A 14136-nucleotide genomic window follows, 5' to 3' on the forward strand; every position below is an offset into this window, starting at 1 on the left:
GAGGGCTCCCGGCCGGACCGGGATCTCGTGCCGCCCGCGATCCCCGACCCACGGTGGGTGTCTCCTCCCGACGGGCTGATTCTCGGCATCGACATCGAGGAGCTGTACTTCGACTTCGGCGATGCCCACCGGCTGTTCAAAATGGTCGCCGGGATCCAGGAAGCGGTGGTACGCCTGCACGACGACAAGGTCATGCGGGTCCGCGACGCGGTGTGGGCGCTGCCCGGCTCGTCGACTCTGGTCCCGCGCCTCGACGACCTGCTCGGCCGGGAGTGCGAGGATCCGGCCAAGGCTCTGGACCGGGACCTCGAGCGCGCTTTCGATCGCCTGATGGGCGATGTGCGGGGCGCGCTGTCGGGTGACGCCGTGTTCTGGTACGACACCGGTGTCTTCCTGGCCCGCTTCTCCCTCTGTGTCAATGTCGTCGCAGAGCCCCCCGACCAACTGGGCTTCGACTTCGAGGGTCTGTACCGGAAGGAACTCGCCCGTGTCGGCCCCCTGTTGGCGCAGGCGCTCCTGCGGGTCTCGGCCGTGTCGGCCTGGCTGCGGGCATCGCTGCCGCTCCGCAGGCAACTCGGCTCCCTGCTCCGCCATCTCGCCGGCTGGGACGGCGGCTCCACGGACTGGTGCCGGACGGCGCGCGAGCGCACGGACCGGGTCTTCTCCGCACTCGGCATGACGCACTCCGGGACCTCCCTGCCGCACGCGATGGACGCGATCGTGGCCCATGCCGGGCAGACGGCGGACGAGGTCACACCCGACGAGGAGGCGGCGGACGAGCTCACGCGAAGCGAGGAAGCGGAGTTCTCACGCCGGGAGAGCGAGCTGGTGAAGGTGCTCCTGGCGGGGGATGCCGAGGCCGCCGAGGAGGGACTGCGCGCCCTGGTGCAGACCGGCCGCAGAACGATCGGTGCACGTCACCCCCACGTACTCATGGCTCAGGCAACCCTCTGCCTGGCTCTGCACGCGCTGCGCCGGACACCCCTGTGCGTCGATCTGGCCCATGACACGGCGGACGAGGCCCGCCTTCACCTCGGCGACCGTCATCCGGTCACCGCATCAGTCGCGAGGACCACTTGGTGGCTCCTGCACGTGACCGGACGCGACACCGAGGCAGCCGAGTTCATGGAGGCCCGGCTGGCGTGGCTGCTGTCGGCCCGGTCCGAGGAGCTGTCCCCGGAACTCTGGCTGATCCGCGAAACGTTCGCCGACCTGGTGCAGCCGCCAGGTCCGACACCGGAAGCGAGGGAGCAGACATCGTGAGCGCATCGCCGGCTGCCGCCGGTGCCCGCCGGGCGCTGGTCGTCGCCAGTCAGACCGGCGCCCTGACCGGGTGCCACAACGACGCCGAACTCGTGGCAGACCTCTTGGTGGAGCGCGGGTTCGACGTGGAAGCGCTCCGGGAGGCGAAGGCGTCGCGCGCCGGCATCCTCGGCGCGTACGAAGACCTCGTCCGGGCAACGGAGCCGGGTGACACCGTCGTGGTCTTCTACGCGGGGCACGGCAGCCGCTCGATCACCCCGACCCCCGGGGTACCGCGCGAACTGCGGTTCATCCTGCCGACGGACGTGGCTCAGACGGGCACGGACGACTTCCGCGGGATCCTCGCTGAGGAGCTGAGCGCCCTGCAATGGCGCCTGACACTGCGCACACCCAACGTGACCACCATCCTGGACTGCTGCTTCAGCGCCCGGATGTCGCGCGAGGCGGCGCCCGAGGGGATGCGGGTCCGCGGATGGGACGCCTCGTGGCCGGCGGCCGCAGTGGCCCACCGCTGGGCCAGTGCCGCGGCGGAGTTCCGGAGGCTGCGTGAAGAGAACCCCGAGTCGGACTGGTTCGACGCCAACCCGCACGCCGTACGACTGGTGGCATGCGGCTCGCACCAGCGCGCCCACGAGGACTACTCGTACGAGCTCGGCAGGTCTCACGGTCTGTTCACCGCAGCTTTGAACGCGGCGCTGCGCACGGCCCCGCGCATCACCTGGCAGGCGGCCATGGACCGCGTCCGACACCAGGTTCTGGCCATGACCCCGCTCCAGCGGCCCGAGGTGGAAGGACCCGCCCACCGGATCCCCTTCACGCTGGAGGTACGCGACACGGAGCAGCCCCATCCGGTGCGGACGGACGCGACCACCGGTCAGGCGTGGCTCGACGGCGCACGGCTCCACGGGATCAGGCCGGGGGACCAGTTCCTGTTGTCCCGCGCGGGACAGTCTCCCGACGTGTCAGTGGCCCCGGTCGTGCGTGTCACCCATCTGGTGAGCAGCGCGGCCCTGCTCGACTCCGTGGACGGCCGACCGGTACCGGACGGGTCGATGGCCCACCCATGGCGAAGCGCCGCCGCCGATCTCGGCGTGCGGGTCACCACGACCGACGGAACGGCCACGGAACCGGTCGTCGTCGGCCTGGCAGGGCTGCCCGGCATCGGCGTACGGTCCGACGCTGCCAGGCGACCGACCGATGTCGCTACCGTGACACTTGCCGAGGCCACGTACATGCTGCACGACACGATGGGCCTGCCGCTGTACCGGACGCGCCGCGCGCTGGATCCCGGCGGTGTCGCGGAGCTCCGCGGCCATGTCCAGGATCTTGCTGCTTCTCTACGACTGCGGAGCCTGGGCACCGATGCCGACGAGCTGCCGGCACCGGTCGACTTCGCGGTGTCGGCCGGAGCCGACCGTGTGACGGACGGCGCCGTGCTGCACCTGACCGACCGGCTGCGGGTCAGCGTCGCGCACGCCGGTCCCGGAGGGGAGACCGTCCATGCCAACGTCCTCGACTTGGGAGTCGCGGGCCGCATCACCGTCCTGAACCAGGCCGAACCGGCCGGGATCACGCTCGATCCGGGGGAACGGCGCGTGCTGGGCGAGGAGCCCGGCGGCCACGATCCTGGTATGACCTTCCTGTGGCCGGCGGCGGTGCCTGCCGACACGGCGCGGTACGAGACCCTGGTCGCAGTCTTCTCGGACCTCCCGCAGGACCTGCGGGGGCTCACCCGCGCAGGGGTCCGCACCCACGGTGGCCCACCGGTGTCCGATGCACTGGCCCGCCTCATCCGGACCGGACTCCGTGAGATCGGCGGACGGCTCGGCTCCGCCCGTTACGCGATCCGTCGGGTCACCTTCCTGCTGTGTCCGGGCGGCCCCACCTGTTCCCATCCCACAGGAAACCAGGCCGCGCCCAGGCGGTGACAGCACAGTGGCCACCCCTGGACGCCCACGTGGTGGAGTCCCAGGCCCGTGGGGGGCGGGCCGCCTGTCGCGGACGGCGAAGCAGGACGGCAAGCCGGAGGAGCAGCTCGACGTGCTCCAGGCCTGGCTGGTGGAGGACCTGCCCGGCGGCCGGGTCCGCATCCTCACTCAGAAGACCCGGATCGGCCGGCCCGCCGCGGCCCTGGCGAGCGAGCGCCCGAATCCGATGCTCAACGGCCACCGGGCGTGGCTGGACGGCCTCGTCGCCGCGGCCTCCGGTGAGCCCGGCGCCTGACCGCCCAAGGCTCCCGGGTGCGCCCCGGCCTCCAGGGGCGCACCCGGGAGGCGGTGGAGCCGATGACGACGGTGAGTTCGACCTCCCGGTCGACGTTGCCCTCCGCACGTCACGGCTGCCAGGTCACAGATGATCAACGTGCAAGGCGTCGACAGACAGCTGCTCCCCTGGTCGGGGTGGACGCTGCCACAGCCGATTGCATGAGCCGGACCGGACGGGAGAGCGTAGCTGTTGATCTGACTTTGCGTCGGCGAGGGCGCGAGCGGAGGCCGCAACGGACATGATGCGCTGTACACCCCGAAGACCGGGGCCGGCATCACAGCAGCGGGGGCCTGACGATGCAGTTCTCCTATTCCAAGCACGGCTGTCCGCCGGTTCGCCATGTACCCCGCCGACCCTGGTGGCGAACGATACGCACACCCGGCCCACTGCGCCGCTGGCTGGCCGTCGCCGCCGTACCGGAGCAGCGCCGCTTCCTGCATGGACACCCGGAGCTTCTCCGTCCCGACATCGCCCGTGCGCTTGAGGACATGTCGGCTGCCGTCGACAGGCGCACCCGTGAAGGACACCAACTCGCGGCGGATCTGCGCGTGCTGGCGGTGGCCGGCGCCGCAGGCACCACCGAGGGCATCGACGACGCCTACGCCGACGTCTACGGTGCGCTCGCCCTGGACGTACCGGGCTGGCTGACTGGGACCGCACAGCAACTCGGCGTCCTCCTGGACGAACGATGGCGCCTGCGCCGCACCAGCGAGCGCATCCCCTTGCTGCGGACGGCCGTGCGGCGCGCGACCGACGAGGGACTGCGGGCCGAGATACGCGCCACCCTGCAGCGCGAGCTGGCCGACGCCCTCATCGAAGGAGTCCGCGTCGGCAGGGCGGAAGCCTTCGAGGAAGCGGTCGGGCTCTGCGACCGCGCCCTGGAGATCTACACCCCACAGCGCCGGCCGCACCAGTTCGCCCACACCAGCCTGCTGGCATCCGCTGTCCAGATGGACCGCATCTTCGGCGACCTGCCCGCCAACCACGCACGAGCCCTCGCACACGGTCGCGACGCCCTGCGTGTTTTCGACGCGCACAACCACCCCGTCGAACACGCCGACGCACAGAGCACGCTGGGCATCGTCCACCAGTACTGGCGGCCGGGGGAGCGCAGAGCCAGCCAGGAGCAGGCCCTGGCCTGCTACACCGAGGCCCTGGAGCTGCTCCTGCCGGCCGAGTTCCCGCACGAGTTCGCCCGCACCCAGAACTACCTGGCCACCGCCTGGTGGCAGCGCCAGTCCGGCAGCCACCGTGACAATCTGGAAGAGGCGCTGACCTGCCTGCGCCGGGCCCTGGACATCTGGACTCCGGAGCACTTCCCGGTCCAGCATGCCCGGCTTCGGCACAACATGGCGATCATGTACCTGGACCGCGAACACGGATCCCGGGGACAGAACGTGGAACGCGCCCTGCACAGCGCCGAGCAAGCGCTGCGGGTGTTCACCGAGGCCGACTTCCTCGTCCAGTACGGCCAAGGCCTCCTCAACACGGCCGAGATGTACCTCGAGCGCACCCAAGGTGACCGTTCGCACAACGTTGAAGAGGCCATCGACCGCCTACGACGCGCCACCGGGATCCGTACCAGGGACGCCTTCCCCAACGAGTACGCCGTGACCCAGGCCGGCCTCGCCCAGGCCTTCCGCGCGCGGATCGCCGGTACCCGCGAGGACAACCTGCGCTCCGCGGCCACCGGCTACCGCGAAGCCCTCTCCGTCTGGACCCTCGAACAGTCCACCCAGGACATGCGGGACACCAGTCTCGCCCTGGCCGAGGTACACGCGGAACTCGGCGAATGGGAGGCAGCAGGCGAAACCTACCGCCGGGCCCTCGAGGCAGAAGAACTGCTCCTGGCCGCCAGCACCGGAATCAGCGGCCAGGACGCCGTGCTCCGCGGCAACCGGGACGCGGCGACTCGGTACGGATACACCCTCCACCGCCTCGGACACAGCGCTCAGGCCGCTCTCACGATCGAGAAAGGACGAGCCCAGAGCCTGACCCAGGCACTCTCCCTCGACGCCGCACGCCCCGAAGCCGTCACCGACCCCGACCTGCGCCACCAGTACACCCAGGCCCGCGCCGGCCTCTCCCAGGCTCACACGGACCTGAACGCGCCCCTGCCACCCGGCGACCCCGCCCAGCGCCGCCGGACCGACCTGGACCGCATGCGGCGCTTCCGGACCGCGAAGGAAGCCTTCGACGCGGCGGTCACCGCCATTCGCCGGGCCCAGGATCCCCCCGACTTCCTCCACGCCCCCCTGTCCGAGGAACAACTGCTCGCCACCGCCGAGACCTTCGGCCCGCAGCACGCCATCGTCTACCTGGCCGCCACCCCCTGGGGCGGCATCGCAGCCGCCGTCCTGAGCGGCACGCCCCACACGTCCCGACCGCCCGGCATCCGCTGCCTCGACCTGCCCGACCTCACCACCGCCACGATCGACGCCCTCGTGGAAACCACCGATCAGCACGGCCATCTCCAAGGTGGATACGCAGCCGCCCAGAGCGGACGCGTGCTGGAACGCATCATCCGGGAATCAGGTGCCGCAACCCTCGAAGAGCACGCACGACAGCTGTCCACCGACCCCCCGCCCACCCTCCGCACCGCCCTGACCGAGGCCCTGGCCCACGACGGCTCGGCCCGCCTTGCCACACGTCCGTTCAGCACACTGACCACCGCTGAGCACGGTCTGCTGTCGGAAACCCTCGCGGAAGCACTCCTGCGTCACGAGCTGACCAGATGCCTCGACGTACTTGGCCGCGCCGCCATGAGGCCCCTCGTCACCTGGCTGACCACCCACGACGTGACCAGCATGATCCTCATCCCCTGCGGCCGACTGGCCGCCTTCCCCCTTGCCTCCGCCCTTCTCGACGACGGCCGCAGCGTCAGCGAAACCATGCCGACCAGCACCGCCCCCAACGCCCGCAGCCTGGCACCGCGGCACCCCGCCGCACGGCGCGAGGGCCTCAGCGTCCTGGGCGACCCGGCAGGAAACCTCCCCTGGGGCGAAGCCGAAGCCCTGGCCCTGCATCGGCTGGCCGGCGAAACAGGCGTGCCCACCGACATCCGCACCCATGAGGCAGCAACCCGCGACTGGCTCCTGAGCGCCCTGCGGACCAGCCGTATCGTCACTGCCTCATGCCACGGTTCCGTCGACCCCGACCACATCCTCGCCTCCTCCCTCCATCTGGCCCGGCAGGAGAGCCTGCTCCTGGGCGAATGCCTCAGCAGCGACCTCGATCTCGGCGGGCTGCGCCTGCTGGTCCTGTCCGCCTGCCAGACCGCCGCGGCGGACTGGGGCGGCGCCCGGGACGAGGTACGCAACCTCGCGGCCGCCATGATGCAGGCAGGGGCCCAAGCCGTTCTCGGATCCCTGTGGGCCGTGGACGACCGCGCCACCTACCTGCTCATGACCCGCTTCGCCCAGCAATGGCTTCCCGCCATGTCCACCCATCCACCCTCCTGGGCACTGGCCGGAGCACAGCACTGGCTCCGCACCGTCACCAACGCCCAGCTGAGCACATGGGAGTCCGCCATTACACCGCCCGGAACAGGCGCTCCCCGGACCAGAGTCGCGCGTCTCGCAGCTGACCTCGGCCTGAACACCGCACCCGTCGGGGTCCTGCGCGGACGGAGGGCGCGGCTCACCGACGGCGATGCCCAACTCGTCGTCCGCTTCACCGCCCGGCACGACGACCCCTCAGCTCGCCCCTACGAAGACCCCTTCTACTGGGCAGGATTCCAGCTGTTGGGCCACTGAGGCCCTCTCCGGCCCGGCCGCGCACCGCAGGCGACACGACGATCCCCGGGGGACAGAACATGGCTGAGGACACGGTCATCCAGCGCTCCACAGCACTGCAGGTCTTCGAGGCCCTCGAAGCAGCTGTGCAGGAACGAGAAAGGGCCCTCGCGGGGCGCCCTCGGCGCAGAGAGGAAAACGGCGACGAAGCATCCCCACAGCCCCCGCAGAACACCCTCCCCGAGCTGCAGCTGTTCCAGGCTCGGCTGGAGCAGATACGCATCTGGATCACGGACGACCCCGAACTGCTCCGTATCGTCGACGACCACCTCGGCCGACACGTCCGACAGGTTGAAGCACGCAGGGTCAGAAGAGAACGCTGGGCCATGGCGCTGACCACTGTGTCCGGCGCCGTTCTCGGCTGGCTCGTCTCGGCCCTGGCCGCCCCGGATGTCCTGTGGCGCGCCTTGTTCTAGACAACCCGCTCACTTGTGGTCCAGGGGCCGTGGCGTCCGCTCAGTCGGGGTGATGCCCGGCGATTACGTGCCGTGACGTGCTGCCGGAGCGGCCCTGGGCATGGGACCGCCGCCAGGGCCGACTCCGCCCGCACGGGTACCCTGCGGGCGGTGGGCCGGACCTCGACGGAGGGCATCAGGCCGCGCCTTTCACGGGCGACCTGGTGCGGGTTCGACCCCGAGAACTCGTAGGCGCCGGAAGCTGCTCGCTGACGGCTGACGGCAGGCAGCGAAGGCCCTCAGCGGACGATGTCGTCGTGGTGGTCGAGCAGTCCCAGCTCGGACCGTCGGGGCAGGCCCTCCCAGTCGCCGGTGGTGCTGACGGCGAACGCGCCGAGCAGGGCCGCCGTCCTCAGCCGCTGCTCCGGCCCTTCCCCCGCGAGCAGTTCGGCCAGGTACCCGGCGGCGAACGCGTCTCCCGCTCCCACGGAGTCATGGACCCGTACCGGCACGGCGGGCTGCCGGTACTCCTGGTCGTCCACAAGGGCGTACGCGCCCTCCTCACCCAGTTTGATCACGGCTCCGGAGGGTCCGAGGTCGCGGATGCCCCGGGCGAGTTCCTGGGGATCTCGGGCGCCGGGCACCGCGAGCCGGGCCTCGTGCGGGCCGGCGAAGACCAGGTCGCTCCTGCGCAGCAGCGGCAGCAGCGTGCGCCGGGCGTCCTCCTCGCTCCACAGCAGGGAGCGGTAGTTGATGTCCAGGGAGACCGTCACTCCGGCGCCGGCGGCGATGTCCACCGCCCGGCGGACGGCCTGGGCGGGGCCCTCGCCCAGGGCCGGGGTGATCCCGGTGACGTGCAAGACCGCCGCGCCGGCGACGATGTCCTCCGGTATGTCCTGCGCGGACAGCCGTACACCGGCCGTGTGGGTGCGGTAGTAGCGCGTGCGGCTGCGGGTGGAGGTGCGTCGCTCCTTCACCAGCAGCGAGGTGGGGGCGGGGTCCCGTACGGCGATGGCGGTGACCCCTTCGGCCCGCAGCTCGCGAAGAATGAGTTCGCCGAATCCGTCGTCGCTGACGCGGCCGATCCAGGTGGCGGAACCGCCGAGCCGGCTGATACCGACGGCGACGTTCGACTCCGCCCCCGCGATCCCGAGGCGCAGACCGGCGCCCAGGGCGAGCGGGCCGGGATCCGGGGCGGCCAGCGTCGCCAGGACTTCGCCGACGGTCACGAGGCAGGGCTCCTCGGAAGCGCTGTTCACGGGCCGGCCTCCTCGGCCTCGGCAGGCGGGGCGGACCCGACTGCGGCCAGCAGCGTGCGGGCCCTCGCGGTGAGGGAGTCCAGCACCTCCGGAGCGGAGTCCAGGTCGGCGCCGCGCAGCAGCGGGGAGCCGATGCCCACGGCGTGGGCGCCCGCGTCGAGGTAGTCCCGTGCCTGGTCGATACCGACTCCGCCGACGGCGACGAGCGGGACGTACGGCAGCGGGGCGCGCAGCTGCCGCAGATGGGCGGGGCCGCCGGTGCTCGCCGGGAAGAGCTTGACTGCGGCGGCGCCCGCGTGCCAGGCGGTGACCACCTCGGTGGGTGTCCAGGCGCCCGGGTAGCAGGGGACACCTCTGCCGGCGGCGCCGCGGATCATCTCGGTGTCCACGATGGGCGCCACCAGGAACCCGGCCCCGGCCGCGAGCGCGTCCCGGGCGTCCGCGGGTGTGACGACCGTCCCGGCGCCGACCGCCACATCGGGCCCGAGTGCGTCGCGGATGGCGGCCAGCGCGTCGAGGGCACCTCGCGTGGTGAGGGTGACCTCCAGGCAGGTGACGCCTCCGTCCGCCAGGGCCCGGGCCACGGCGGGCAGTCCCGCCGCGTCGGCGGACCGGAGGATGGCCATGACCCGCGTCCGGCCCAGCTGAGGGGTGAGGGACGGGCGCTCCGTCATGACCCGGCCGCCACAGCTGACGTACCGGTGTCCTGGGCGTCGGTCATGCGAAGTTCCTTTGCGACGGGGTGCGTTGGTCGACGTGCTCGGGCAGGGGTCACTTGAGTCCGCGGGTGGCTGTGGCGGGGACGAAGCCGCCTCCGGACGATCGGGACAGAGCGCCGGCACGGGGACGACGTACACCACGGCGCCCGCCGCGAACCGGCCGCGTACCCGTCCGTCGTGCATCAGGTGCGGGCACCCGGCATCGCCCGGCCGCGACGGTGACGGGGGTCGCGTCCGCGGCGAGCCTATCGGGACCCCCCCCGGGGCGTACCCCGCCAGGGCCGTTTCTGCTCGGCTTGGTTGTCGTGGAAATGGTGGCCGGTTACCTGGATTCCGTCCGGGCGTATCCGGCCCCGCCGCCACTTGCCACTCGTCACCCGCCACCGCTTCGGTACCGGCACCGCCGCGTACGTCGGCACCTCACCCCGCCCCGATGCCCACTGGATGATGTGGAACCTGGTCGTCTCCGCCCTTCTGACCGGCGCCACGGCCTGCACGTACGACGGCAGCCCCGCCCTCCTCACCCAGCCGGACATCCTCTGGGAGCTGGCGGCCCGCCACCGCGTCACCCTCTTCGGCACCAGTCCCCAGTACCTGCTCGCCATGGCGAAATTCGGCATCGACCCGTCCGCCCACGACCTGTCCTCGGTCCGCGCCATCGGCTGCACCGGCTCCACCCTCCCGGCCTCCGCCTACCCCTGGGTGCGGGAGCACGTCGGCGAGCGCGTCCAGCTGGTCTCCGTCAGCGGTGGCACGGACATCGTGTCGGGCTTCGCGGGATCGGCGCCCAACACCTCCGTCTGGGCGGGGGAGTTGTCCGCGCCCCACCTGGGCGTGGCGCTGGCCGCGTACGACGCCGAGGGCCTCCCCGTGGTGGACCGGGTCGGCGAGCTGGTCGTCACCCGCCCCATGCCGTCCATGCCGCTGTACTTCTGGAACGACCCCGACGGCACCCGCTACCACGACGCCTACTTCTCGACGTACCCCGGCGTCTGGCGGCACGGCGACCGGATCACCCTCACCTCCCACGGTTCGGTGATCGTCCACGGCCGCTCCGACTCCACCCTCAACCGCAACGGCGTACGGCTGGGCAGCGCCGACATCCACGAGGTCGTCGAACGCCTCCCGGAGATCACCGAGGCCCTGGTCATCGGCGCGGAGGAACCGGACGGCGGCTACTGGATGCCCCTGTTCGTCGTCCTCGCCGCCGAAGTGACCCTGGACGACGCCGTTCGCGACCGGATCCGCGACGCCATCCGTACCGGTGTCTCACCCCGCCATGTCCCCGACGAGATCATCGAAGTCCCGGCCGTTCCGCACACCCGCACCGGCAAGAAACTCGAGGTCCCCGTCAAACGCCTCCTCCAGGGCGCCCCCGCCGACCAGGTCGTCAACCCCGCCACCGTCGACAACCCCGGCCTCATCGACCACTACGCCCGCCTGGGAGCCGACCGCCGCGACCGCAGGATCACCGGGCTCGGCCATTCCCCGGACGGCGAGGGAAACAGGGCGTGATGCGCCGGAAGCGAGTGATGTCCCGTCATTGATCCCGGTGTGCTTGCTGACCTGCCGTCTCCTCGGTCCTACCGCGCCCCACGAGATCCGGCGCACCGCGTGTGTCGCTCACAGCCCCGTCTCATAACCTCGTGCGTGGAGACGTCAGATGCCATGTGTGTCTACTTCGAGGAGGCAATGGTGCTCGTACGGGGCACGCGGTTGCTCGCGGGAGCCATGACCGTGGCCTGCATGGTGCTCGTCGGCCCCAGTGCCCCAAGCGGTGCCCTCTCCGCCAGGTCACTGCCCGTCGAAGCCGTCAGGGATGTCATGTCGAACCGGGTCATGACGTGGAACATCTGCAACCCCTGCGAGGTGAGCAACGTCGACCGGGCAGCGGAGATCGCTGCGTATGCGCCCCAGGTCATCGGCCTGCAGGAGGCATGCGTGCGTGATGTCGAGAGGATCCGGGCCTATCTGGAGAGCCTTCACGGGCTGGTTTACCACGTCGAGTACGGGATGGTCCTTCGGGACTGGGGCCGCTGCGGGGGAGTGCCGTGGAATCCGGGGGCCTTCGGCCAGGCGGTCCTCTCGGCGGCACCGATGACGGACGTCGTCAACGTGGAATACCCCGACGGCGGATCCGAAGACCGCGGGTACATGGCAGTCACCACCACCGTGGGCGGCCGGCCCGTCCGGGTCTTCGACACACACCTCGCCCATCGACGTCAAGAGGCAGTACGAGCCGACCAGATCGGCGTACTCGCCGCAGACGTCGCCCAGCACGACCGCGCGATCGTCTTCGGCGACTTCAACGCCGCGCCGGACGCCCCCGAACTCACCGGGATGTGGGCACTGGCCGCGGATACAGACCCCCAGTGCCATCCCTCGCCCACCGGCACCTGCAAGCCGACCACCGACTGGCAGAGCAAGTTCGACTACATTTTCCTCCGAGGTATCGCCCCGCTCGAGCACCATGTGCATCCGACCCCGTACTCGGACCACCACCTGCTGCACACCGACCTGGATCCGGACTCCGATGCTGAGCCGGATGCGGAGTCGACGACGCGGCGCGAAAGGACGGCGGCGCCGATGACGAGCACGCCTGCCAGGTCCATGGCGGCGACGGTGTCCGACACCGGTCCGAAAACCACGCCGCTTTCGGACCAGCGATCCGATGGCCGGACAGTGGCGGGCTAATCGCCCGAGAAGGCAATGTGCACATCCCTGTCCGCGCGGCACCGCAGGCCCCAGGCCAGCAGTGTCGTGAGAATCTCGCGCTCGGCACCTCTCAGCCGAGCCAGATCCGAACTCTCCAGCTCCCGCACCATCCGGTCCACTGCCTCTCCGCGCAGCGTGGTGTCCCCGTAGGGATCGACGCCGGCCAGGGTGGGCAGTCGGTGCCGGCCCAGCCTTTCCACGGCCCTCCCGAACTCCTCGTCGACGACTGTCCGCTCCAGCATCCCTGTTGCGGGTCGTGGCCCCGGCTTGCGACCTGTCCGGGACGTCGAGGTCCCACGCCGAAGTTCCATGACGAGCGCCATCCCCGTTACCTCCTCATTCGTCATTTCCGGTCGAGCTGGACAGGGTCGAACGGACGCCTTCGCCCCCGTGTGGTGATGCGCCCGCTCAGCGGCACCGCCAGGAGGGCGACGGCCGCAAGCCCGAAGCCGAGCGGTCTGCTCACGGTCGTGGTAGTGGCGCAACATGGCACCTTCACTCGAAGCGGGCGCCGTCCGTGTCGGCTGCCCGGGGAGCTCCATCTCGCTCCAGGCCGGCGAGACTGTCAAGGCCTGGGGTGATTCGGCAGAGCGTCACGGGGCACAGTGGTCCGGCGACCGAGAGCCCCACGCCGGCCAAGGCATCGGGGCGGGAGCGGCCCCGGCGATTCCCGCCGGGGCCGCTCACGTCGCACCTTTCGGCTCTGGTCAGAAGTCGTCCGCCGTCCTGACGCGGTCGCGGATCCAGACGCCCGCGGGCTTGAGGGCGGACGTGCCGGTCCACGGACCGTTGTTGGCGCAGGTGCCCGACTTGAAGACGGCGCCGGTGCGCTCGTCGTCGGAGAAGTTCCAGTTGACCCAGCTGATCTTCTTGGCCTCCAGCAGATCGAGATAGCGCTGGGACATGGCGAAGTCGTTGCTGCCCTCACCCGCGTAGTTCTGGGTGCCGAACTCGGTGACGAAGACGGGGATGCGGTCGGCCGCCCGGGCGAGGGTCTGGAGGTATTCGTCCCGGTGCGAGTACGCGTAGAAGTGGAACGTGTACATGATGTTGGCCGCGTTCACCTGGTTGTTGATCACCTCGGACTCGTTCGAGCCCTCCGAGACGCCGAGTGAGGACCAGGCGCGGGTGCCGACCAGGACCGGAGTGTTCGGGTCCTTCGCCCTGATGACGGGGATGAGCTGCTCGGCGTAGCTCTTGATGCGGGACCAGCTCACCCCGCTGGGCTCGTTCGCGATCTCGTACAGCAGGTTGTTCTTGTCGCGGTGGCGCTGGGCGATCTCGGAGAAGAAGGTCTTGGCACGGGCGAGGTTCTGGTGCGGGTCGCCGGGGTCGAGCATGTGCCAGTCGACGATGGCGTACAGGCCGCGGGCCGTGGCCTGCTCGATGGCGGAGTGGACCAGGTCGGTGAAGCGGCGCGGATCGGTCTCGTAGCCGCCCTCCTGGATGTACATGGAGATGCGCAGGACGTCCGCCTTCCAGTCGGTGGCGAGCGCGTTGAGCGAGCTGTTGGTGACACACCGGCTGTACCACTGCAGGCCGTGTGTGCTCATGCCGCGGAGCTGGATCGGCTTTCCGCGCTGGTTGCAGAGCTTGGTGCCGCAGACCTCGAGCTGTCCGTTGGCGGCGACCGGTGTGGCTGCCGACGGGGCTGTGGCCGCCGGCAGGGCGGTGGGGGCTGCGGGGGTGGCCTGTGCCGCTCCTGGTGTCGGGATGAGGCCGAGGA

At 70.8% G+C, this 14136-nt stretch carries 9 protein-coding genes and 2 pseudogenes; 7 read left to right on the forward strand and 4 right to left on the reverse strand.

Annotation, left to right across the window (positions count from 1 at the left end; genetic code table 11):
* The first annotated feature begins 57 nt into the window (after positions 1 to 57).
* The 5 genes from FNH04_RS48945 to FNH04_RS07405 all read left to right on the forward strand — a co-directional run bounded on the left by FNH04_RS48945 (position 58) and on the right by FNH04_RS07405 (position 7738).
* Positions 58 to 1263, forward strand: coding sequence for a hypothetical protein (locus tag FNH04_RS48945; RefSeq protein ID WP_152781555.1), 1206 nt, complete (start codon positions 58 to 60; stop codon positions 1261 to 1263).
* A complete protein-coding gene (locus FNH04_RS07390; protein ID WP_322722706.1) occupies positions 1260 to 3191 on the forward strand; it encodes a caspase family protein in 1932 nt (643 codons plus the stop codon). The genes FNH04_RS48945 and FNH04_RS07390 overlap by 4 nt, the downstream gene beginning before the upstream one ends.
* 7 nt (positions 3192 to 3198) lie before the next feature.
* On the forward strand, positions 3199 to 3486 hold the full coding sequence (locus FNH04_RS07395) for a hypothetical protein (protein WP_228031204.1): 288 nt from the start codon (positions 3199 to 3201) through the stop codon (positions 3484 to 3486).
* A gap of 530 nt (positions 3487 to 4016) precedes the next feature.
* Positions 4017 to 7283, forward strand: coding sequence for a CHAT domain-containing protein (locus tag FNH04_RS07400; RefSeq protein WP_152781557.1), 3267 nt, complete (start codon positions 4017 to 4019; stop codon positions 7281 to 7283).
* Between the two features lie 59 nt (positions 7284 to 7342).
* On the forward strand, positions 7343 to 7738 hold the full coding sequence (locus FNH04_RS07405; RefSeq protein ID WP_152781559.1) for a hypothetical protein: 396 nt from the start codon (positions 7343 to 7345) through the stop codon (positions 7736 to 7738).
* Positions 7739 to 8016: 278 nt separating this feature from the next.
* Here the strand turns inward: FNH04_RS07405 and FNH04_RS07410 are convergent, their stop codons facing one another.
* Together FNH04_RS07410 and FNH04_RS07415 are read right to left on the reverse strand one after the other, a co-directional pair.
* Positions 8017 to 8976 carry a sugar kinase gene (locus tag FNH04_RS07410; protein ID WP_322722707.1) on the reverse strand — a complete coding sequence of 320 codons (960 nt, stop codon included), beginning with the start codon at positions 8974 to 8976 and terminating at the stop codon, positions 8017 to 8019.
* On the reverse strand, positions 8973 to 9650 hold the full coding sequence (locus FNH04_RS07415) for a bifunctional 4-hydroxy-2-oxoglutarate aldolase/2-dehydro-3-deoxy-phosphogluconate aldolase (protein WP_152781561.1): 678 nt from the start codon (positions 9648 to 9650) through the stop codon (positions 8973 to 8975). Before FNH04_RS07415 ends, FNH04_RS07410 begins: the two co-directional genes overlap by 4 nt.
* A 483-nt stretch (positions 9651 to 10133) precedes the next feature.
* On the opposite strand from FNH04_RS07415, the pseudogene FNH04_RS07420 reads away from it, so the two are divergent.
* Positions 10134 to 11210: pseudogene (locus FNH04_RS07420) on the forward strand (AMP-binding protein); the annotation flags it as partial.
* A gap of 177 nt (positions 11211 to 11387) precedes the next feature.
* Positions 11388 to 12218 (forward strand): annotated as a pseudogene (locus FNH04_RS07425) (endonuclease/exonuclease/phosphatase family protein); the annotation flags it as partial.
* 167 nt (positions 12219 to 12385) lie between these two features.
* On the opposite strand, the gene FNH04_RS07430 reads toward FNH04_RS07425, so the two are convergent.
* Complete coding sequence (locus FNH04_RS07430; protein ID WP_152781563.1) at positions 12386 to 12652, reverse strand: hypothetical protein; 267 nt, start codon at positions 12650 to 12652, stop codon at positions 12386 to 12388.
* Between the two features lie 465 nt (positions 12653 to 13117).
* Positions 13118 to 14136: glycoside hydrolase family 5 protein (locus FNH04_RS07435; RefSeq protein WP_152781566.1), on the reverse strand; the 1019-nt coding region annotated here is incomplete at its 5' end.

Origin of the sequence: Streptomyces phyllanthi, from assembly GCF_009377205.1 — a bacterium.
Taxonomy (GTDB): domain Bacteria; phylum Actinomycetota; class Actinomycetes; order Streptomycetales; family Streptomycetaceae; genus Streptomyces; species Streptomyces phyllanthi.